This window comes from Embleya sp. NPDC001921 (genome assembly GCF_053594475.1).
In genome coordinates, this window is the sequence record NZ_JBSFEO010000010.1 from 122,127 (window position 1) to 143,688 (window position 21,562).

Here is a 21,562-nt window from a genome sequence, read left to right on the forward strand (position 1 = left end):
GCCGGTGCGCGGCGCGGCCCTCGGGTGCGCCGCGTGCTCCCGACCGGGTGCCGGCCCTGGACCGGCCCTGGACCGGCCCCTCCGACGCGGCTCGCGTCAGCCGTTCACGAGCACGATCTTGCCGGTGTGGCGGCCGGACTCCATCACCCGGTGCGCCTCGGCGGCCTCGGACATCGGCAGCGTCTGGTCGACGACCAGCCGGACGGCCCCGCTTTCGATCATCGGCCAGACGTGGCGCTGCACGTCCGCGACGATGGCCGCCTTCTGGGCCGCGGAACGGGTGCGCAGCGTCGTGCCGTGCACCGACACCCGCTTGAACACCAGCTCCGCCAGGTTGAGTTGGCCTTCCAGGCCGTCCTGCAGGCCGATGACGACCAGGCGCCCGTCCGCGGCCAGGGAACGCACGTTGCGTTCGAGGTAGCCGCCGCCGATCACGTCGAGGATCACGTCGTAGGGACCGTGCTCGCTGAAGTCGTCCGTGCGGTAGTCGATCGTCACATCGGCGCCCAACTCCCGCGCCCGGGCGGCCTTCTCGGGGCCGCCGACGGTGGTAACCACCCGAGCGCCCAGCGCCTTGGCGATCTGGATCGCGAACGTGCCGATACCTCCGCCGCCGCCGTGGACGAGCAAGGTCTCCCCCTCCTTGAGCCCGGCGGTCATGACGAGGTTGGACCACACGGTGGCCGCCGCCTCGGGCAGGGCGGCAGCGTCGACCAGAGCGACCCCGCGGGGCACCGTCAGCAGCTGCCCGGCCGGCACGGCCACCTTCTGGGCGTAGCCGCCCCCGGTCAGCAACGCGCACACCTCGTCGCCCACCCGCCAGCCGGTCACGCCCTCACCGACGGCGCCGATCCGGCCGGAGACCTCCAGCCCCGGGTACGGGGACGTACCCGGCGCAAGCGGGTACAGCCCCCACCGCTGCATGACGTCCGCCCGGTTCAGGGCACTGGCGCTCACGTCGACGACGACCTCACCTGCCGCGGGCAGCGGATCGTCGACGTCGATCCACTCCAAGACCTCCGGGCCGCCCGGTTCCTTGATCGCTACAGCCTTCATGGCACTCCCATCACACGGCCGACCGAAAGGCTCGTTTGCGTCCGAGTGGGCACCTCATGCCCGTGTCAGGGGTGCGTGCCGACCGACGGGACCGCGGGGCCGTCACCGCGGTCGCCGGCGATCCACGCCCCCTAGAGGATCGCCGCAAGCCAAATGTATGCAGTGCATACACTACAGTCCGAAGTATGCACCGTCAACATTGGTGGCCCCCGCAGGAAGATTTCAAGAAACCAACGTTTATTGAAGATCGCCAGGCAGGGTGCCGGACGGCCCCCTGGGCCTTCAAAAACACCTTCAAAAACCTGGGGCGTTCAACAACTCCCGACCACCGTTTTCTGACAGGATCCGGGCGTGAGCACGCCACCTGAAGACGCCCCGTCCGAACTCCTGGCCGCCGAACCCGCCGTCCGCACCGAGATCCGCATCGGCTACGCCCGCGTGTCCACCGGCGGACAGAAGCTCGACCGCCAACTCGACGCCCTCAACGCGGCCGGCTGCCGCAGGATCTTCGCCGACAAGAAGTCCGGGAAGAACGACGCCCGGCCCGAACTCAAGGCGTGCCACTCCTTCCTCGCCCCCGGCGACACCCTGGTGGTGCCCGCACTCGACCGCTACGGCCGCTCCCTGCAAGACCTGATCACCATGGTCGGCGAACTGCGCAAACGCGAGATCGGGTTCACCTCGCTGCACGAACGCCTGGACACCACCACGCCCGGCGGGCGGCTGGTGTTCCACGTCTTCGCCGCCCTGGCCGAGTTCATCCGTGAGCTCATCGTCTCCGGAACCCGCGAGGGCCTGGCAGCCGCCCGCGCCCGAGGCAAAGTCGGCGGCCGGCCCACCGTGGTCAACGCCGACATCCTCCGAGCGGCACGCGACATGCTGCCCAACCCCGAGCACTCGATCACCTCGATCGCCAAGCTGCTCGGCGTCAGCCCCGGCACCCTCTACAACCACATCCCCGACCTACAGGAACTACGCACCAGCCGCATCCCGGCCCAGGTCGACCAAGGAACGCGGTAATCCCGGAGGATGCCTTCACCGAACCGACCCCGCTGACTCACCAAGATCAGCCCAGTGCCCCTTTTGGGCTCACCTTGGCCTGACCCCAGGAAGGCGCGTTCCTACTGGCCGCGACGACATCGGTACGTGATCGTGGTCGAACTGCCCCGCGGTCACGTCGCAACGTCGTTCGTCTCTCTTCGAGACCAATCCGATGACCCCCGCCGGCAGACAGGGAGTCATGGATCCCGCTCTGATATTTGCGATCCCAAGCGGCTTCCCCACTCCTCGCCCGCGAAATCGAACCCACCGAGATACCGCGGCTCGCCCATCCCGCCCGGCACGGGCTGTACGTCCTCGGATCTCTCGACCGCTACCTCTGGGCGCCGCCCGGCCCGCGCCCGGCTCTCGCCGAAGTCGCCCAGCGGCTCGGCTACAAACCCGAGGCGTGGGTGGTCTTCAACCACCTGCTCGCCGACTTCCAGGGCACTCTGTTCGAACTTGCCGACGTTTGCCGCGCCGCGGCGGCTTGAGCGACGTTCATGCGGTAGGCGTTCTCCGCGAGCACCGCGTCAGGGGCCGTTTCCCGGACGCGGCCACCGCCTTGCGGCGGCTCCATGCGGATGGCGGTCGATGAGCGTGATGGCCGCCGCCGCATGCTGTCTTTGTCGTGGGCGACTTCGCACGTGGATGTTGGGTTCCCGGGAGAGCACACGTCGCTGCCGCAATCGCCGTGCCAAGGGCGCGTGTTCGTCACAATGCGATCGGGAACGACATGTCCTGCGTCGGTTCGCCGTGCACTCGCGCCGGGAACCGGCGGCATCGGCGGGACCCGCGTCCGCACCGTGCACAGATCCCCGGGTGGCGCTGTCCCGCATGGCGCGTTCTTACTGGCCGCGACGGCAGCGGTACGTGATCGTTTCGGAGGACCCGCTACATCGTCGTTCGTCTCTCCTCGGGGAGCCCGATCTGAACCCCCTCGCAGCCCAGATTCTGTCCGTCGTCGTGCTGATCCTGGTGCTGGTCTTCGCCGTGGCCCGGCCGCGGGGGTGGCCGGAGGCGGTGGCCGCGGTGCCGGCGGCGGTCCTGGTGGTGGCCGCCGGGGCGGTGTCCTTCGACGCGGCCCGGGAGCAGGTGCGCACGCTGTCGCCGGTGGTGGTCTTCCTGGCCGTGGTGCTGGTGTTGGCCAAGTTGTGCGCCGACGAAGGCCTGTTCGTCGCGGTCGGGGACGCGGTCGCGCGGTGGTGCCGGCCCAGGCCGGGCCGGCTGCTGCCAGGCGTGTTCGCGGTCGCGGCGGTGGTGACGGCGGTGTTGAGCCTGGACGCGACCGTGGTGCTGCTGACGCCGGTGGTGTTCGCCACGGCGGCGCGGGTCGGTGCCCGGGCCCGTCCGCACGCGTACGCGTGTGCGCATCTGGCCAACTCGGCCTCGCTGTTGCTGCCGGTGTCGAATCTGACCAACCTGCTCGCGTTCACCGTCAGCGGCCTGTCCTTCGGGCGCTTCGCACTGCTGATGGCGCTGCCGTGGCTGGTGGCGATCGTGGTCGAGTACGCGGTGTTCCGGTGGTTCTTCCGGGTCGATCTCGCGGTGCCGCCCGAAGCCTCGGGGGAGGCACCGCGGGCCGAGGTGCCGGTGTTCGTCCTGGTCGTACTCGGTGGCACCCTGGCCGGCTTCGCGCTGACCTCGCTCGCCGGGGCGGAGCCGGTATGGGCCGCGCTGGCGGGTGTGGTCGTCCTGGGCACGCGCGCGCTGTATCGCCGGCACGCGAGTGTCCGCGAGTTGTTGGTGGCGACGGACCCGCTGTTCTGCCTGTTCGTACTGGCGCTGGGTGTCGTGGTGACCGCCGTGGTCGAGAACGGCCTGGGGAGTCTGCTGGGTCACCTGCTTCCGGCCGGGTCCTCGTGGCTTGCCCTGTTGGTGATCGCGATCGTGGCCGCGACGCTCGCCAACCTGATCAACAATCTTCCCGCGGTGCTCGCCCTGTTGCCCCTGACCGCGACCACCGGTGGCCCGGGGCCGATTCTGGCGGTTCTGATCGGCGTCAACCTGGGCCCGAACCTCACCTACGTGGGTTCGCTGGCCACGCTGTTGTGGCGCCGCGTACTGCGTGAGCACGGCACGGATGTGCGGCTGGCGGACTTCACCCGCTTGGGGTTGGTGAGCGTCCCGCTGAGCCTGCTGGGGTCGACCACGGCGCTGTGGTTGGTGCTGCGGCTCGTGCCGGGAGCCGGTGCCTCCTGACGCCTCGCAATGCGAGGTCTCGATCGGTATGGACGGGGCTGGGTCGACGTCCGGGCGGATTCCCTCGTCGGGTGTGACGGCTCGCGGCGGACGGCGAGGGCTCGTTCAGGGGCCGGACGTGATGAAGCAATCGATGACTTCGTCCAGGCCCGCCTTGATGCGTTCGACGCTCATCCCGCGCCGGCGCTGGTAGGTGATCATGCTCGCGGCCAGCGGGGCCAGGAGGGCGTCGGCGAGGTATTGGGCATCGCACCCGGGCCGGGCCTGGGCGATGAGGGTGGACAGGTGGAGGTGATGAACCCCGTAGGCGCTCGCGTACCGGGCGTGCGGGGAGTTCATCTCGGCAGTCACCAGGAGGGTGGGCTGGGCCTCGACCCGATCGTGCAGGGCGTGCAGGAAGGCCCGGATGCGCTCGACGGGAGGGGCGCCGGGACCCAGCGGGGGTGGTCCGGTCATGAAGGCCGTCTGGAGTTCGCGTTCCTTTTCGTCCAGCAGGGCGTAGGCCAGGCCGGCGCGGTCGCCGAAGCGGCGATACAAGGTGCCCACTCCCACGCCCGCGGCCTGGGCGACTTCCTCCATCGACAGGGCGTCCATGCCCTTCTCGGCCACGAGGTGTGCCGCCGCGTCAAGGATCTTACGGCGATTGCGAGCCGCGTCCGCCCGCTCGGTCGGCCCTGTCGGGTGAACCAACGGCAGGTCCATCGACTCGCTCGCCACATCCCACTCCTTCGTCCGTCACGCCCGAAGCCCCAGGTTATGCGGCCGAGGTGGGTTGCATACCCACCCTCGAGATTACCGGAACGCCTTCCGCTTAGCGTTGCGCAGCCGCCCCGTCGTGGATAGCCTCTGCATAAGCGGAAGCTATTCCGTTTGGCTGTCGCGGTCCATCCCTCTCGCCTGCCCGTCGCGACGCGACACCCACGAGTCGGACGACCCGCGTCGACGGCGGCCCGCCGCGGCTCCCGGGTTCCCTACCGACGTCGCCATGCGCCGACCTCGCCGTCGACATCCTTCGCCCCATGAAAGGACCCGACGTGAACACTTCGTCAGCGGCAGGCACGCCGACCCTTCGACAAGCCGCGCTGGACCTGGGCCTGCGCCTGGGCGGCGACGTACTGCTCCCCGACAGTCCGGGTTACGCCGACGCCGTCGCCGCGCACAACCGCACGGCGCCGCACCGGGTCGCGGTCGTGGTGCTGCCCGCACACGCCGACGACGTCCGGGAGGCCGTGGCGTTCGCCGCGGCCCACGCACTGCCGGTGGCCGTGCAGGCCACCGGCCATGGCCCGTCCATCACCGCCGAGGACGGCCTGCTCATCGTCACGCGGCGGCTCGACGGCGTCACGATCGACGCCGAGGCGCGCATCGCCCGGGTCGAGGCGGGTGTCCGCTGGGGCACGGTCGTCACCGAAGCCGCTTCGCGGGGTCTGGCACCGCCCAACGGGTCGTCGCCACTCGTCGGGGCCGTCGGGTACGTGCTCGGAGGCGGCGTCGGACCGCTGGGCCGAGCCCACGGCTACGCGGCCGATCACGTCCGCTCGTTCGACGTGGTGACCGCCGACGGTGTGGCCCGCACCGTCTCCGCCGAGCGCGAGCCGGACCTGTTCTGGGCGCTGCGCGGCGGCAAGGGCAACTTCGGCGTCGTCACGGCCATGGAGATCGGCCTGCTCCCGGTCACCAGGCTGTACGGCGGCGGCCTGTTCTTCGCCGGCGACCACGCCGCCGACATCCTGCGCGCCTATCGGGACTGGACGAGGACCACCCCCGAGGAACTGGCCTCCTCCATCGCGTTCATCAGGTTCCCGGACCTGGAGGCATTTCCCGAACCCTTGCGTGGCAAATACGTCGCCCACATCCGCGTGTTCTACTTCGGTCCACGGGCGATCGGCAGGCGTCTGGTGGCCCCGCTGCGCGCCATCGGGCCCCGCCTGATCGACACGGTGACCGAGATGCCGTACACCGAGATCGGCACGATCAACAACGACCCCACCGAACCCGGCCCGTACCACGAGCGCTCGACCCTCCTGCGCTCCCTGGACGACGCCGCCGTCGACACCCTCGTCGACCTGATCGGCCCGCAGGCCGAGAGCCCGCTCCTGGCCGTCGAGATCCGTCAACTCGGCGGCGCCCTCACCCGAGTGCCGCCCGCTGCCGGCGCGATCGGCTTCCGCGACGCGGAGTTCAGTCTTTTCGCCGCGAGCGTCCCGCCCCCGGAACACGTGGCCGAGGCGGTCGAGTACCAGACGAAGCTGATGGAGGCCGTGCGCCCGTGGTCGACGGGCGGGCCCTACGTGTGCTTCATCGGCAGCCACGAGGTGGACGCGGCCACGGTTCGCGCCGCCTACGAACCGGCCGTCTACCGGCGACTCGCCGAGGTGAAGCGGCGGTACGACCCGACCAACCTGTTCCGGGTCAACCACAACATCCCACCGGCCTGAGCCGAGCCGGGCAGGATCACGCGCCGGTGTCGGCGCTCATCCGGGCACCGGCGTGGTGCGGCGCGACGCCGCCCGCTCGGGCGACGGCGGGGAGCGAGCCACCGGTCCCTCCTCACCTCGAGGCGAGGGCAGGGGCGGGGCCAACAGGTGTGGGCTCCACGGCACTTGGCCGTGGAGCCCACGTGGAGCCCTGAGGTCAGACGCGTCCCCTGAGGAACTGCGCCGCCTTCTCCGCGACCCGCCTGCCCTGGAACGTCGCCGCGGCGAGTTCCTCCTTCGAGGGGTTCTTGCCGACGTGGATGCTGCTGGCCCCGTAGGGGTTTCCGCCACCGGCGGACACCACGTCGTCGGCGTAGCCGGGCGGGACGATGATGGCGCCCCAGTGCATGAACACGTTGTACATGCTGATGATGGTCGACTCCTGGCCGCCGTGCACGTCGTCCGAGCTGGTGAACCCGCTGACGAACTTGTCGACCAACTTGCGCTCGAACCACAGTCCGCCGGTGGTGTCGAAGAACTGCTTCAGTTGCGCGGAGACGTTGCCGAACCGGGTCGGCGTGCCGAACAGGTAGGCGTCCGCCCACAGCAGGTCGTCCAGCGTGGCCTCCGGCACGTCCTCGGTCAGCCTGGCGTGCTCGGCCCAGTCGGGGTTGCTGGTGATCGCCTCGTCGGGGGCCAGTTCGCGTACCTTGCGCAGCCGTACCTCCGCGCCCGCGTCCTTCGCGCCCTCGGCGATCGCTTCGGCGAGTTGGTATACGTGCCCCGTGGAGCTGTAGTAGATGACTGCGACGTTGACGCCCATGATCGAATCCTTCGGTTGGTCTCGTGTGGTTGGTGACGCTGTGGTTGTGCGTGCGACGGAGGGATGCGCGCCGACAGGTCCGGTCGGTTCGCTCGACCGCGGCCGGGCAGGGTTGTTTCGTCGGCCGTCGGTGCGCCGACTGTGGTTCGCTGCGCGGGACGCGCCGATGAGTCGTCGGTGCGATCAGTCGACGGCCCGGCGCAGCAGTTCCTCGTAGACATCCGGCTCGTCCCGCTCGACCACCGGGAATCCGACTCCCCACGCGCCTTCCCAGCGCAGGGTGATGCCGGGGTTGTGGTGGGCGGAGCCGTCCGGGAGGAACAGCGTCGGACTGCCCTGCACCGTCTCACCCGCACAGAGCGGGACCTGACGTTCGATCTCCGCCCGTGCCGACCCTTCGATCAGCCCGGCTTTGATCGCCTCGGCGTCCACGCCTTCGCATGCGGACGCGACCCCGAGCACCACGTGCCGCATCGAGATGTTGCGGCTTCGGCCGAACAACGCGACCCGCAGCGCCCGGTCGAGCGTTTCGCTCGCGGCCGATCCCTGCCGCTTGGCGATCTCGACGGCCTCCATGGCCAGGACCGTGGTGACCGGGTATTCGTGCGCGGGTGCCTGCCAGACCTGCCAACCCGCTTCCGGTTCCAGGGCGCCCGCGACCGGGATCTCCGCATCCAGAATCAGCTTGGGGGTGGCCATGTCGTTGATCAGCTCGAGCGGGAACGCCTTGATGTCGAAGCGCACCCGTTCGCGCAGGCCGAGCCGTTCGCGGGTGGTGTGCAGCCGGTGTACGGCCACGTGTGCCCAGGGGCAGCCGATGTCGGCGTAGCAGACGATCGTCCCGGGAGGGACCTCGATGGCGGGGGTGGAGGTACGGGTGACGATTGGCAAATCCATGCGGTGCTCCCATCGCTGTCCGTCGGAGTTGAAGCCGACATAAGCGGAATGCGTTCCGTATTGATGAGGCTAACCGGAATGCGTTCCGGATGCAACCGTGCCGGGTGTCCGAAGCTGAATCGGAACCACCGGATCGCTCTCGGGTCCGGTGGGTTTCCCGCACGGCGGCACACGACCCTGTGCTGCGGAACAGCACGTGATTGCAAGGCAGTTCATCGATCTGAGCCGGTGTGCCCGTCACCTCGGCGCCGGTGGTCCGCGCTTTCGTTCGCGGGCGGACGTCACGTGACTTGCGCGCGAGTTGGCCTGTGACCGGTTGCCTTGCTCGCGGGGGTGAGCGGGTGCGATGGACAGTCCGCGATGGGGCGCCCACGATGCGTTGACGCCCGGAGTCCCTCGTTCAGCGGCAGCGGGGCGACGCGCGGTGGGCGGCGTCGGCTCACCCTTGCTTCTCGACGGTGCCCATATCGCCGCACGGAGCGGTCACGAGGGCGGCCCGGCCTGGCTCGTCATGGCGCGATACCCGGATATCGACCGGGCCCTCGGCGCAAGTTCGCCATCACCCGACCTGGCCGGGGCGATGCTCTTCGGCCCTGTCGGAGGTTACGCGGACCGGGCAGGCAGCAGTCCCGTGAGATGGGCCATGCGCCACTTGTCGGTCCATTCGACCGGGCTGTAGGAGGTGGGATCCAGTTTCACGATGGTGCGCACGCCCGAGGCGAGCAGCACGTCGTTCGCCGCGAGGCAGGCGAACCCGTAGCGGATGCTCGTTCGCCCGAGGTGCTCGAGCCACAGCTCGACTTCGAGCCGTCCCTCACCGAAGAAGGGAGCCCGGAAGTCGGCTTCGACGCGCCGGACGGCGTGGAACTTGTCCGGGTTGACGTCGAGTTCGTCCGCCCAGTAGAAGCCCTGGCTCTCGTAGAAGGCGGCGGCCGCGCGCTCGACATGCACGTGGTACCGGGCGTTGTGCAGGATGCCCATGGGGTCCAGTTCGTCGAAGTGGACGCGACCGGCGTACCGGAAGGGCTTCGATGCTGCGGGATGCTCGAGAGGCTCCACCATGACGAGAATATAGCACGATCGGTCGTGCTATTCGGGAATCCGATCCGCCGACGAATGATGGATGGGATGGTGCCGGTCTCCCGGCACCCGGCGAGGCGATACGTCGAGCGCGCGCTCGGTTCTGTCGACCGAGGGAGCCCTCGCCTCGGCGGTCAGGCCAGATGGTGGAGGATCGCCTCGGCCGCGCCCAGGTGCCCACGCGCGTTCGGGTGGACCGGAGCGGCCCCACCTGCCGGGCGAACGCCCTCGACCCACTTCGTGTCGTCCGATTGGCACACGTCGCGCCCCAGACTCGGGGTGTACAGGTCCACGTACTCGGCCCCGTTTCCCCGGGCCCGGTCGGCGAGCACCTTGTTGAGACCGGGCACCAACGTGCGCAGAAAACCGAGGTCCCCCGGCGCGAACGGCGCCTGCGTGGGGCAGCCCGGCCCCGACTCGGGCAGGATCGACGGATAGCCGACGACGAGGACACGCGCTTTGGGTGAACGTCGCTTGACCGCGTCGAGCGTTGCGGTGACTCGGGGCCCGATCTCAGTGATGCGTCGGGCCAGTTCGTCCTTGCCGTCGGCGGTGTAGAAGTCCTTGCACGGGGTCGGCGTGGGGAGGGCCGCCTTCTCCGCGCAGGTGCGAAGAATCTCGGTGAACCCGAGGTCGTTGCCACCGATGCCGAGGGTGACCAGCTCCGTGTCGGATCGCAGCGCGTCCAACTGGGGTGGCGGCGATCCGGCGGTCTTCTGCGGTGCGGCCATGTCATCCGTGGTGGCACCACTGCACGTGGCGTCCACGAAGTCGATGATGCTCTTGTGCTTGGTCACCAGATGCGCGTAGTTGTTCTCCGAGCGGCTGCAACCGGCCGGCGCGGTGGGCACGATCGGCGGAATCTTCACACCGGCCGCGTACGAGTCCCCCAACGCCACGTAGGACGTCCCGGCGGTCACCGGCGGCGCGGAGCCGGCGGCCTTGGTCGACTTGGCCGAGTCGGAATCCGACTTGCGGCCGTCCACGTCGAGTGAGCACGAGGTCGCCCCGCCGAGTGTCGCCAAGGCGCACACACCGACGATCACCGATCGAAGCATTGTCACGTGCGACATTCCCCCTGGAGTGCAACCGCGGTTCCGCGCGCCCGACTTGGCGACCGAAAGGCCACCGAGGAAGTTTGGCCCGACCTCCCGATGTCGGCTTGTACGGACGCGACAGACGCCGCGCCGGCGAGCGAATCTCGCACGCCCGCGCCCGGACGGCCTGGCCGCGGAGCCGCATGGCCGTAGGACCGCGAGAACGTGACGGACGAGACGGATGAGATGGACGAGACGGACGAGACGGGGCCGACGGACGAAGGGCGAACAACGAAGGCGCGGTACCGGCCGGCCCGCAGGCCGGCATGCGGTCGTGTTCGCCGAGTCGGCCCAAGAGCGGTCCGGATCGCGGATTCACCGTGGCACCTCCTGCGCACTCGGCGGTGAAACCTGGCGCGTTCGGGGGCATGCCTGGACGATCTATGCGCTCGTGCCCATTCGGCGTCGCACGGCCTGTTCCGCGGGGTGGCCGTCCGGAGCGACCTTCGCGTAGCCGGAGAGGACCAGCGCGGCCAGGTCCGGTCGTTCTTCCGGGCTGGACACCTGGAGCCAGCAGTAGTGCGCGTTCTCGGCCACCCTGATCGCGTCGACGTCCCCGGGGTCGGGGTTGCGCAGCGTGATGGCACTGACGTACAACCCCACCGCGACGTCGGGTTGCCCGGCCAGCAAGGTCACGTACGCCTGCACTTCGCGAGCCAAACCCGTCGCTTCCGGGGCCTTGCCGGCCTCCTGTTCCGTTTCCCAGGTCACCGCCAGGGCCAGTGCTTGCTGCAGGTCGCTTGCCTGGACCGCCCGGAAGATCTCGGCGATCTTCCGTGCCCGCTCCATGACGTCATCAGCCACGCCGACATGGGCGGGAAACGCCTCGGGCTCCTCCTCCGGGCGCACAACGACGGGAGCGGGATCCGCCGAGCGCGGTTCGACAGCCATCGGTGTCGCCGGCGGAGCGCCTTGCGCGTCGTGAAGCGCGCGCGCGGTCTCCCAGCCGAACGGTCTCTCGGAGTCCTCTCCCTCCGACACCGAAGCCGCCGCGTCCTCGGCGGGGGGTTCGGCCCGCTCGATCGGGCGCTCCGGCGAAGCCTTGGCCGCCCTCGGGATGGGAGGCATCGCCCGCTCCGGAGCATTCCTGCCGCGGGTGGACGTGCCACGAGTGGACGCGACGACGGGCTTGGTGCGACCGAACAGCCCGCGACGCGCGGTCGGAGCGGGGCTGGGTTCACCCGCTTCGGTCACGGTGGCGTCGACCGCGACGATCAGGGGAAAGATCGTCCCGTCCGGTTCCACCGCTTCGGCGCGCACCGGTCGTCGGAGCAGACGTGCGGTCTCCGCAGCCTTGGTGAGCGCCGCCTGACGCGGGGAGTCGCCCGCTGCCACGGCGACTTCCTCACCGTCCACCCGCACCGTGCCGTCCTCGAAGAGCTCGATCCGGACGATCGGCCACGCCGGCAGGACGGCGTCGCTATCCATGTGGAGCCTCCACCGAGAAGGGGCGAACCGTCGAGTCTCCGCGAGGTCAGGAGTCGGGTCGAACGAACGCCACGGCTTGCACAACGCTGGAGCCGCTCGACCACCCTCGCCCCGGATCGGCCGGGAGAATTGTAAATTCTCGACAAGCCCCACTCCTCGGACATCACTTCGAACGCCCTCCCGTTGGTCGCGACGGGCCGGGCGGACAACTTGACGACCTTTACAGCGGTCCGACGTGCGCGGCTTTCACCCCGGACCCGTACGGCGCGGGCCGGCTCGTGCTTGGCCGGTCGCGCATCCCCCGCACTTCTTCATGCGGCCGCGGCTGTCGACGGCGTTCATGCGCTGTTCCCGGCTCGCCTGCCGTTCACGAGCTTTCGGATGCCACAGCCGCGTAGAGGCCGGAACCGCGCGTCTCCGGAAGGATTCCGTGGGCCTCACCGAGTTCGCGTGGCGTCAACGGCTCGGGGAAGCGGGAGGACGAGAAGGCCCATCCACCGTGGCGGCGCACGATGTGGCCGAAGCTGAGGAACCGACCGGCTTTCGGGTTCCGCAACTCGGCGGTCAGATACGTCGATCCGGTGCCGTAGTCCTCCAGGCTCAGTTGCAGACTGGGCGGGCTCGCGGCGTAGGACGGAATCCTGCTGGGAGTCCCCACGTACAGCGTCACCCGGTCCATGGTGGGGAGCGCCACGATCAGGCTCACGAGCAGGCGCGTCCTACCGAGGAGTCGCAGTACGCCGTCGGTCGTCTCGACGTGATTCCCGTACACGTAGTGCCAGGGGCTCAACCCGGCTCCCGTCCTTCCGCAACCCACCGCGAGCAGGCCGGCCATCCCCACATCGGGTGATCCGTCGCCCGAGGTGAGGGTGACGACCAGAGCGTTCGGCGGTGCCCCGTTGACGCCGGGCAAAGCGTCTTCCTGTGATTCGTTCACTTGCGATTCCCCACGCCGGCCCCAGGTCCGAACGATCCGTGACGACCCCGCGCCCCGTCCCCGCGGTGCGGCAGGTCACGGCGATCCGCTCTCGGGCCTCTCTCGATTTTCGTCAGGACAACTTCGAACAGTTCGAACAGGCAGATTCTCCGAGGAGGCGCATTCCGAGCACTTGGACAAACGCGCCCACACATGGCGTAAAAGTCGCAAAATGTCGCCCGTGGGGGAGCGGTGCATGAAATGAGCCGGAGCGCGTGGTCGCGGCACGGTCGACAACGGCGAACACCGCGCGCGGCCAGGCGCGTTTGTCCGATGCACAGGTCCGAGTCGCCTTCACACTGACACGTGCGACGGTGCCTTGTCGGAAACGGAACGGAGAAACGGTGCGCCACCCCCGGCCCTCACGGGAGTTCACCAACCCGAAACCCCGCAGGGCCGGACGTGTCTCCGTCCGTCGCCGACGATGGACGGGTGTCCTGGTCGTAGCGCTTCTCCTGGCGAGCGGTTGCGCCAAACAGCGACCGACAACCACACCGGACGCGTTCCGACAGGCGGTCACGGCCGTGGTGGGTCCGGCCAACTTCGGCGCCAAGACCTGTGGAAGCATCTTCGACAGCGATCCGAACCGGGCATTCATCGCCCACGGCGACAGCACCGTGCCGGCGTCGTCCGTCGCGGAGATTCGAACCCGGGCGATAGCCGCAGGCTGGCAACCGCAAAAGAACGGCAGATACGCTCTGGCCCTGCTGGGCCCGGATCATTACCAGATCGGCATCAAGGTGGAGGGGGACTCGGCGGTGGTCCGTGCGGAGTTGGATCGCTGCAGTGTTCGCACCAGGAGCAGCATGCTCGGGAACTCCTCGCTTCCGATCCCCGAACCCGCGCAGCAGCGGTCTTTGGCCGACACCTTCGCCCTGGCCACTCCGGTAGTTCGCAGGCTTCTCGAAACCGCCGGTGCCACGTGGCACGACGAGGTGTTCCCGGAGAGCGCGCGATTGGCGGACGCCGACGCCGTCCTCCCGGAGAACTGCCTGCGGCCGGACGACAAGAGGCTCGGCGTGCAATGGCGGGCACAGGTCGAGGCCGACCTGCCGGGCTCGACCGACCTTGGCGGCTTCTTCGGCAGCTTGAGGGCGATTCCGGGCCACGAGTGGATCGTCGACCGCGACCCGACAAAGGATCAGCTCCGTCTCGACATCGCCACGCGTGACGGCACACGGATCTGGGCCCACACCGTCGGGCAGGCTTCGCAGGAGGGCGGGAACACCTTCGAATTCCGCCTGTTCGTGGAAAGCCCGTGCGTACCGGTGACCCCCTCGGCGGCCTCGTAGGAGGCGGGCCCGCGCCGCTCTCGACCGGCGCTCCGTCACCACCGTCGGATCCCGCTGATCGTTCTACTGGGAGCGGAGCTCATGAACACACCCGGCTACCATCCCTTTCCGCCGGAAGAGCATCGCATCGATCCCTTCGACACATCTGTCGAAGCAACCCAACTCGTGGTGCTGAGCGGCGGGATCATGAGCCACGCCTACAGGGCACCCAAGCCCGGCGCGCCGGGGTTCGGCCCGGCCGATCTCGTCGAAGCCGTCCCGATGGGCTACACGATCCTGCGCCATGCGCAAAAGATCGCGGTGATCCGCGGCGGACGGGTCCTTCGTGCCTGGCCCAGGACAGTGCGCCGCTCCGAGAGCAACGACCCTCGCGAGCGTGCCTGGCTCGACGGAATCTGCGGGTACGTCATCTTCGACGACCGCCGCTACGAGAGCGGAGTCCGCGATCGGGACGACTATCGGGCCGCGCTGGCCCAGGCGGTCAAGGCGTCCTCGACGGTGCGTGGCACCGTGCTCCTCCTGTACGTCTACGCGGCACAGGATTGGCACTGAATCTCCCGGAAATCAGGAAACGCGCATGGGGTATCGGACCCGGCAGGGGCACACCACCGGCACGGCGGCAGTGGTGTGCCTGTGGCCGACAGGGCGTTGCGGGAGCTGACGTTGGTGACGGCAGCGCGGGTCACACATCGCTGTCGCGCGGGCGCGAAAAGGCCGAAGAGGGGTCGTGCGGTGCTCGAGTCCGCCGGCGAGTGGGCGGCTCAGGCGTCCCGGACGAAGCTCGCGCAGTCCGGACAGTCGTCGAGGTATCGATGCCGACACTCAACGGTGTGTCGCAGGAAGGTGATCGCCTCCTGCCTCCGTGCGATTTCACCTTCGAGGTCGGCGATCTTCGCCCTCACGACCGCCTGCGCCGCCGTCTTCGTCGGCGCCATGGCCGCGGTGGCCTCGGGCAGGGAGAGACCGACGCGACGCAGTTTCAGGACTGTGCGTACCTGTTCCACGGCCTTGTCGTCGTAGACGCGGTAGCCATTGCCATCGCGACGCACGGTGAGTGCCCCGACGTCTTCCCAGTGCCGCAGCACGTGAGCCTCGATGCCCAGCTCCGCGGCCACCTCCCCGATCGTCTTCACCATTCGCGCCTTGCCTTCATGTCGACCTGAACCTCTAGCGTCCCGATCATGCCTGATACCACCGGCCCCATGGGCAACCCCCGACGTTCGTCGATCCTGGTCACCGGCGCCGCCGGCAACCTCGGCCGTGAGGTCGTCGACCGTCTCCAAGCACACGGTGCGCTCCTGCGGTGCCTCGAGCGCGATGAGACCGGTCGGCGTCCCGGAGTCGAATGGGTGGCCGGCGACCTCACGGACCCCACCGCGATGCGCGCGGCGCTCGCGGGCATCGACACCGTCTTTCTGATCTGGCCGTTGCTCGATGCGGCCCCTGCCCACGACCTGGTCGCGGAACTCGTCGCAGCGGGCCCCCGTGTCGTCTACCTGTCCTCGACGGCCATCGACGACGAAGCCGCTCGCCAGAGTGATCCCATCGTCCAGGTGCACGCGGACATGGAAGCCCTGCTCCGCGCCGCCGATCTGCGCCCCGTGGTGCTGCGCAGCGACACCCTGGCGTCCAACGCCCGGGGCTGGGCGTCGCAGCTCCGGGCGGGCGACGTGGTGTCAGGCCCGGACATGGCTCGTACAGCCGTCGTCGACGAGCGCGATGTCGCCGAGGCGGCGGTGGCCGTACTGCTCGCGCGGTACGACCGACAAGACGACGAACCACACCTGTTGACCGGACCCGAGGTACTCGGTCGCGCCGACCAGGTCGCTCTTCTCGGCACGGCCCTCCGGCGCCGACTGCGCTTCCAAGCGGTCGCCGCCGACCTCGCACGGTCACGAATGCTCGCGGACGGACGTCCCGAGCGGCTGGTGGAAGCGCTGATCGCCGCCTCGACGCGCCGGCCGGACTCGAACCGCATCACCGATCACGTCGAGCGCCTCACCGGCCGACCGGCCGGGACCTTCGCGAGGTGGGCCATCGACCATGCGGCCGAGTTCGACCGAGGGAACAACCGCCGTCCTGCCGAGAGCGCACGACCCGGCGATGCCTAACCGATGATCGACGATGTCAAAAGGTCGAGCCCCGCTCCGCCGGCGGTGTCGGTGAAGTCGGCGTCGGCGTCGGGGAAGAGCCCGAGCAGGTCCAGGAGGTGTCTGCAGTCCGCCGCGTCGATTGATTGCGCGGCCACGGTCCTACGGGCACGTTCCCTCGTGGTGCGAGGCGACTCGGCGGTGTCTGGGGCGACGTTGTCCATGCTCATTCGCTGCTCACCTCGTAGTGCGACGCCGCGCTCGACACGCAGGCGATATATCGGATCGGGCACCCCGAACCCGACATGTCCTTCCCGTCCGGACGGACGAACGCACGGTCCCGCCTCAACCGAGGCGAGCCCGACGCTGCCTCGGCACGGCGGGAGCCACCGGGGCCACTGGGGCCACCGGGGCCACTGGGGCCACCGGGGCCACTGGGGCCACTGGGGCCACCGGGTGCACTGGCGTCGCCGGGCCGAAAACGGCCCAGACGGTCTTCCCCCGGTCATGCCACTCGATCGTGATCCCGCCTTCGTACTCCTCGAGCAGGGCCTCGACGATCGGCAAACCCCTTCCGCGAATCCCCTCTTCGTCGCTGTCCACCGACAGCAGTGGAGGACCCGGATGGCAGTCGCGTACGCCGATTCGAAGTCGGCTGTCACCATCGACTTCCAACAGGACGGTCACCCGAGGGGTGACCGGTCCCGCGTGGCTGACGGCATTGGTGACCAACTCCGATGCGACCAGACGCACCGTGTCCTCGGCGTCCTCGCGCATGCCCCACGAGACCAGCACGCCCAGAATCGTCCGACGCGCCTCCGCGACTCGACTCTCGATCGCCGGGATCGAGAAGACGTGTGTGCGGATGCCGGCTGGAATCATCGAGGTCACTGATCCGTGTGGTGGTCGAGCCACTGCCGACTCGACGCCGAGACTCCCGTCGTTCCGAACGCGACGGGATGGCCAACCAGTATCGCGGCGGCCGAAGACGCCGAGCATGACCCAAGTGGCCGATAAACCGCGGCCGCGACGTTTCACAGGGGAGATTCGGCCAATCGTCGGCCCGGTACGCGCTCCGGGCCGGTCACCGTGCCCACGTCGCCGGGTCGGCATCGCTTGGAGGTGCCGACGTCGTGCTCGCAGCCCGATCGCGTTCCCTGGGAGTCGCATATTTCCAAGTTCGTCTCCGCTCCCGACACCGAGAATGCATCGATGGCTTCGTCGTCAGTACCCCGGGGGGCCTGTCTCGCCACGCTCTCGGATGACACAGCGAGTCATCTCTCGACGGTCGGGCCGAGCAATCGCTGAAACCCGCCTGCCCCCACAGGCAGGGTCTCGCGATTGTCCGGCCGTCGAGCTCTCTCGTGCGCACGTCCGGGCGCGAATTCCGACAGGAGAACGAACCGCGCATGCGCAAGCGATTCATGGGTTGTGTCGCAATCTTGACGGCATGTTTGTCGTTGTCGAGCTGCAGCGGCGGTGGGCAGGGTGACCTCCGACCCGAGAAGGCCAACCGGGACTCCCGGGACGTGGCGCCCGAGCATCCGGCGCCCGGCGGCGACCGCGCGGTGCCGCCGCCCGCGGATCGTCCCATCGACTCCGTACGCACGGCCCTGCGAAGGTTGGACGCCTGCGCTCTGGTCGACAAGTCGGTGGCCGCCGCCTCGGGCATGGTCGACAAACTCTGGGTGCTGCCCGACACGCCCCACTCGTGCGTGGTGACGAACAAGCCCCTGATCGGCAACCAGATCACCGTCCGACTGGGATATCCGCTGAATCGGCATCAGAGATACCGCAACGAACCGATCACCGTCGGAGCCGCGAAGGCGTACCTCGACCGCAGCGAGCTGCCGTCGCGGTGCCGAATCGACCTGCCGGTCAGCCAGGGGTTGTCGGTCCAGTTCCAGTACGAACTCGCCCATGACACCACCGGCGACCCCTGTGGTAAGGCCAAGGCCTTCGCCGAGGCGGGGGCGAGACTGCTCGCGGGCGGCGAAGTGCCCGCGGTCGACACCGGCAGGCGTCCGCTCGGCGACTGGGACGCGTGCACGCTCCTGCGTCAGGCCATGGGCACCGACGCGGAACGGTTCACGATCACGGAGAGCGGCGTCTACGCCCTCGACAGTTGCACCTCCACCCCCAAGGAGGCGGGGGTGCCGCGCCGCGGGATCGACCTGGAGATCAGGTACACCACCGATCCCATGGCCGGGCCCGGTGTCGTCACCCGGGCGGTCAACTCCAAGCAGGCCCGGGTCGGCACGTACCCCAGCTCCTGCAAACTCGACTGGAGTCAGGGCGCATCCGGTCTCGGTGGCACCTTGAACGGGTTCACCGTGGTCACTCTCAAGGCCGACACCTGTGACACGGCCGCGGGCTTGGCGGCGAAGATCGAGGCTTTGCTCGGCAGCGGTCCGGCACCGGGCGGACCGGAGCCTCTCAAGCGACTGCTCTACGCGCCCGAGGAGCCTGACAGCCCTGCGGCAGGCGCCTGCGTGGACTTCCCCACCGACGAATCGATCCCCTGCAAGCCGTACGACTCGCTGAAAGTGCCGGAGACGATCCAAGCCGTGCTCGACGGGAGCGATGATCCTCGCATGGGCTGCGCTCTCGCCATGGACGCGGTGAAGGAGGTCCTGGGCGAGTCGTTCCGGCCCGTGGTCTGGGGCAAGAGCTGCTTCTTCGTCGAGCCCACGCACACCTCCCTGCTCCGCATCGATGTCGACGCCACCTTCGTGGCCCAGAAGTACGGCGACAACCCCAAGCTCTACGCGGATCGCCGAGTCGTCGACGTGGCCGGCAAGCCGGCGGTCACCTTCACCTCGGGCGGCGGGCAGGGGAAGCCGGCGACGGAGTACGCGGTCTACGTCGCACCGAAGGGCGATGTCGCAGGCCCTGGTATCGTCGCGGGTCGCTTCGAGGCGAGGCCGGCGCGGGGCTCGGCCTCCAACGCGGTGCCGGACACCGGCAAGCTGCCGCTCCTCGACCAGGTGATGAGCAGGATCGTGGCGAGCCGGCTCGTCCGGTAGTCGGTCGAACCCCGTGCGGCGGCGAACCCCGTGCGGGGCACCACTCGGCCGAACAGGCCCGGGCCGCTGGGCAGTTGCGTACGGTCGGGCGATCCCGGGTCGGCGGGCGATCTCGAGTCCACCGGCGGTCCGGGGCCAACCGGCGGACAAAGTGGCCACACCTCGAAAGTCTCGGGGAAGGCGCGACTGATCCTGGCCCTCCTCGGATCGACGCGCGAACCGGACCGCACACCCCGCCGACCAGCGGTGATCCCGCAGACATCCGCGAGCCCCCTTGCGCCGCCCCGGTGCAGCGACCGCGCGCACCCACGAAGCCCGCGCCACGGTGCCCGGCCGTGACGCGTTTCTCCGAGCCGCCACCGAGGCGCGGCGACCAGCATGAGCGCGCCCCACCCGGGCAACCCACCGCGGGTCGCGCTCGCGCTCGCGACGGCTCGACGCGGCCCGTATCGCGTCGAAGTCACCACCTGTAAAGACGATTTCGGGAGAACCAGTGAGACGCTTAGCCGCCCTCGGGATATCCCTGGTGCTCACAGGCGCGGGCATCACCGCCGGGCAGACGATGGCCAGTGCCGCGTCGACGGACGACCTCACGTTCGGCGCGTGTCCCGCCGATGTCGCCGGGTCCTATCCCAACATTCGCTGCGGCACCGTTCGGGCACCCATCGACTACGCCAACCCCCTGCGGGGCAGTGTCGATCTCGCCGTCTCGAAGCTCCCCGCCAGCAATCCGGCCAAGCGCCGAGGCGTGCTGGTGATCAATCCGGGCGGCCCAGGATCGCCCGGTCTGGCCTACGGCCCCGGTCGATGGGCCAATCGCGTCCCGGCCGAGATCCGTGAGACGTACGACATCATCGGATTCGATCCGCGCGGCGTGGGTCACAGCAACCCCGTCCAGTGTGTGCGCGACCTCGCGGACTTCTGGGCACCGCCGCTGCCGGATCCCGATCCCGCCGCGAACCGGCGATTGAACTTCGACCGCTCCGCGACCTACGCCTCCCTGTGCGACACACAGGCCGGCAAGCTGCTCCCGCACATCACCACCGAGAACATGGCACGCGACCTCGACCTCGTTCGCCACCGGCTCGGCGAGTCGAAGATCAGCTACGTCGGCTACTCGGCGGGCACCTACCTCGCCGCCGTGTACGGGCGACTGTTCCCGGCACGCGTGGACCGGATGATCCTGGACGGCAACGTCGACCCGGTCCCGACGGACCTGTGGTACCGCCAATTCCTCGCGCAGGCGGACGCCGCCGGAACCGCCCTGGACACCTACCTCGACTGGCTGGCCGCACACGACGACGTCTTCGGACTGGGAACGACCCGAACCCGGGTGCGGGCGGCGTGGGACAGCGCGCTGGCGAAACTGCGCGCCACGCCGCACGGAGGTCTCGGGCCCTACGAGTTCATCGAGGCGTCGTTCAACAACCTCTACAACGAGAGCGATTGGACCGGCTTCGGCAAGGCACTCGCCGACTTCGTCCTGCGTGACGTCGACGGTGGCCTCGTGGCACGAGCGGGCGACCGGCGTTACGCGGCGGTGGAGAACTACTACGCCGTCTACTCCGCGGTCACCTGCCAGGACTCGCCCGGCCCAAGGGACGAGGCGACCGTGATCCGCGACGCCACAGAGCGGGAGAAGGCCACTCCCTTCGCGTGGTTCGTACAGTTCTTCTCGGCGTGCTACACCTGGCACAACCAGCCCAGGACGCACTTGCGCATCACCGGCGACGCACTGCCCCCGCTGTTGTTGTTCAACTCCGTCGGCGACATTGCGACGCCCTACCCGGGGGCGGTGTCGATGCACCACGCGCTGCCGAGTTCCGTTCTGGTCACCGAGGTGAACTCCAGCAGGCACGGCGTGGCCTTCCAACCCGGTCCGAACAACAACAAGGAAGCGGACCGCCTGGCCGCCGACTATCTCCTGACCGGACGAGTCCCTTCCGGGGACGTCTCGATCCCGGCTCACCCGCTGCCCGACCCGCGCACGGCGGCGTCGGCATCGGTGGCCGACCTCGACGAGGCCGTCGGACTCCGCCGCTGACCGACTCGACCACACCGGCCGCACGAGCGGCCCGTATCGCGGTGGCCGTCGCCGAGGCGACGGCCACCGCTCGCGTTCACCCGCCCGCATCCCATG

At 69.2% G+C, this 21,562-nt stretch carries 20 protein-coding genes; 9 read left to right on the forward strand and 11 right to left on the reverse strand.

Annotated features, from left to right (window positions below; all coding sequences use genetic code 11):
- Window positions 1-96: 96 nt before the first annotated feature.
- Window positions 97-1,056 carry an NAD(P)H-quinone oxidoreductase gene (locus ACWCPW_RS14655; protein WP_449761881.1) on the reverse strand — a complete coding sequence of 320 codons (960 nt, stop codon included), beginning with the start codon at window positions 1,054-1,056 and terminating at the stop codon, window positions 97-99.
- 351 nt (window positions 1,057-1,407) lie between these two features.
- On the opposite strand from ACWCPW_RS14655, the gene ACWCPW_RS14660 reads away from it, so the two are divergent.
- The 3 genes from ACWCPW_RS14660 (at window position 1,408) to ACWCPW_RS14670 (ending at window position 4,296) form a co-directional block, all read left to right on the forward strand.
- Window positions 1,408-2,076 (forward strand): recombinase family protein, encoded by a 669-nt coding sequence (locus tag ACWCPW_RS14660; protein WP_449761882.1) that lies wholly within the window; start codon window positions 1,408-1,410, stop codon window positions 2,074-2,076.
- Window positions 2,077-2,315: 239 nt separating this feature from the next.
- The gene (locus tag ACWCPW_RS14665; RefSeq protein ID WP_449761883.1) at window positions 2,316-2,588 is read left to right on the forward strand and encodes a hypothetical protein; all 273 of its coding nucleotides are present in this window, start codon (window positions 2,316-2,318) and stop codon (window positions 2,586-2,588) included.
- Window positions 2,589-3,048: 460 nt separating this feature from the next.
- A complete protein-coding gene (locus tag ACWCPW_RS14670; protein WP_449761997.1) occupies window positions 3,049-4,296 on the forward strand; it encodes an SLC13 family permease in 1,248 nt (415 codons plus the stop codon).
- 105 nt (window positions 4,297-4,401) lie between these two features.
- Here ACWCPW_RS14670 and ACWCPW_RS14675 read toward each other — a convergent pair whose 3' ends face one another.
- Window positions 4,402-5,013 (reverse strand): TetR/AcrR family transcriptional regulator, encoded by a 612-nt coding sequence (locus ACWCPW_RS14675; protein WP_449761884.1) that lies wholly within the window; start codon window positions 5,011-5,013, stop codon window positions 4,402-4,404.
- A gap of 317 nt (window positions 5,014-5,330) precedes the next feature.
- Between ACWCPW_RS14675 and ACWCPW_RS14680 the strand changes: the two genes are divergently transcribed.
- Window positions 5,331-6,734: an FAD-binding oxidoreductase gene (locus ACWCPW_RS14680; protein ID WP_449761885.1), complete on the forward strand. Its 1,404-nt coding sequence runs from the start codon at window positions 5,331-5,333 to the stop codon at window positions 6,732-6,734.
- Between the two features lie 196 nt (window positions 6,735-6,930).
- Here ACWCPW_RS14680 and wrbA read toward each other — a convergent pair whose 3' ends face one another.
- The 6 genes from wrbA to ACWCPW_RS14710 form a co-directional block, all read right to left on the reverse strand.
- The gene (gene wrbA, locus ACWCPW_RS14685) at window positions 6,931-7,536 is read right to left on the reverse strand and encodes an NAD(P)H:quinone oxidoreductase (RefSeq protein WP_449761886.1); all 606 of its coding nucleotides are present in this window, start codon (window positions 7,534-7,536) and stop codon (window positions 6,931-6,933) included.
- Window positions 7,537-7,719: 183 nt separating this feature from the next.
- Complete coding sequence (locus ACWCPW_RS14690) at window positions 7,720-8,433, reverse strand: DsbA family oxidoreductase (RefSeq protein WP_449761887.1); 714 nt, start codon at window positions 8,431-8,433, stop codon at window positions 7,720-7,722.
- A 603-nt stretch (window positions 8,434-9,036) separates the two neighbouring features.
- Window positions 9,037-9,495 (reverse strand): acyl-CoA thioesterase, encoded by a 459-nt coding sequence (locus ACWCPW_RS14695; RefSeq protein ID WP_449761888.1) that lies wholly within the window; start codon window positions 9,493-9,495, stop codon window positions 9,037-9,039.
- Between the two features lie 152 nt (window positions 9,496-9,647).
- Window positions 9,648-10,571, reverse strand: a complete 924-nt coding sequence (locus ACWCPW_RS14700) for an SGNH/GDSL hydrolase family protein (RefSeq protein ID WP_449761998.1) — start codon at window positions 10,569-10,571, stop codon at window positions 9,648-9,650.
- A 420-nt stretch (window positions 10,572-10,991) separates the two neighbouring features.
- Entirely contained in the window at window positions 10,992-12,191 is a 1,200-nt protein-coding gene (locus tag ACWCPW_RS14705) for a hypothetical protein (protein WP_449761889.1), read from the reverse strand.
- 214 nt (window positions 12,192-12,405) lie between these two features.
- Window positions 12,406-12,975 carry a hypothetical protein gene (locus ACWCPW_RS14710; protein ID WP_449761890.1) on the reverse strand — a complete coding sequence of 190 codons (570 nt, stop codon included), beginning with the start codon at window positions 12,973-12,975 and terminating at the stop codon, window positions 12,406-12,408.
- 563 nt (window positions 12,976-13,538) lie between these two features.
- Between ACWCPW_RS14710 and ACWCPW_RS14715 the strand changes: the two genes are divergently transcribed.
- Together ACWCPW_RS14715 and ACWCPW_RS14720 are read left to right on the forward strand one after the other, a co-directional pair.
- Complete coding sequence (locus ACWCPW_RS14715; RefSeq protein WP_449761891.1) at window positions 13,539-14,306, forward strand: hypothetical protein; 768 nt, start codon at window positions 13,539-13,541, stop codon at window positions 14,304-14,306.
- Window positions 14,307-14,387: 81 nt separating this feature from the next.
- Window positions 14,388-14,858, forward strand: coding sequence for a hypothetical protein (locus ACWCPW_RS14720; RefSeq protein WP_449761892.1), 471 nt, complete (start codon window positions 14,388-14,390; stop codon window positions 14,856-14,858).
- 209 nt (window positions 14,859-15,067) lie between these two features.
- On the opposite strand, the gene ACWCPW_RS14725 is transcribed toward ACWCPW_RS14720, so the two are convergent.
- Window positions 15,068-15,442, reverse strand: coding sequence for a MerR family transcriptional regulator (locus ACWCPW_RS14725; protein ID WP_449761893.1), 375 nt, complete (start codon window positions 15,440-15,442; stop codon window positions 15,068-15,070).
- A 45-nt stretch (window positions 15,443-15,487) separates the two neighbouring features.
- On the opposite strand from ACWCPW_RS14725, the gene ACWCPW_RS14730 reads away from it, so the two are divergent.
- Complete coding sequence (locus tag ACWCPW_RS14730) at window positions 15,488-16,417, forward strand: NAD(P)H-binding protein (protein WP_449761894.1); 930 nt, start codon at window positions 15,488-15,490, stop codon at window positions 16,415-16,417.
- Here the strand turns inward: ACWCPW_RS14730 and ACWCPW_RS14735 are convergent.
- Window positions 16,414-16,554: a hypothetical protein gene (locus ACWCPW_RS14735; protein ID WP_449761895.1), complete on the reverse strand. Its 141-nt coding sequence runs from the start codon at window positions 16,552-16,554 to the stop codon at window positions 16,414-16,416. The genes ACWCPW_RS14730 and ACWCPW_RS14735 overlap by 4 nt on opposite strands.
- Window positions 16,555-16,741: 187 nt before the next feature.
- Entirely contained in the window at window positions 16,742-17,278 is a 537-nt protein-coding gene (locus tag ACWCPW_RS14740) for an ATP-binding protein (RefSeq protein ID WP_449761999.1), read from the reverse strand.
- Between the two features lie 572 nt (window positions 17,279-17,850).
- Between ACWCPW_RS14740 and ACWCPW_RS14745 the strand changes: the two genes are divergently transcribed.
- Entirely contained in the window at window positions 17,851-19,422 is a 1,572-nt protein-coding gene (locus tag ACWCPW_RS14745) for a hypothetical protein (protein WP_449761896.1), read from the forward strand.
- Window positions 19,423-19,915: 493 nt separating this feature from the next.
- Window positions 19,916-21,466 (forward strand): alpha/beta fold hydrolase, encoded by a 1,551-nt coding sequence (locus ACWCPW_RS14750; protein ID WP_449761897.1) that lies wholly within the window; start codon window positions 19,916-19,918, stop codon window positions 21,464-21,466.
- Window positions 21,467-21,562 lie beyond the last annotated feature (96 nt).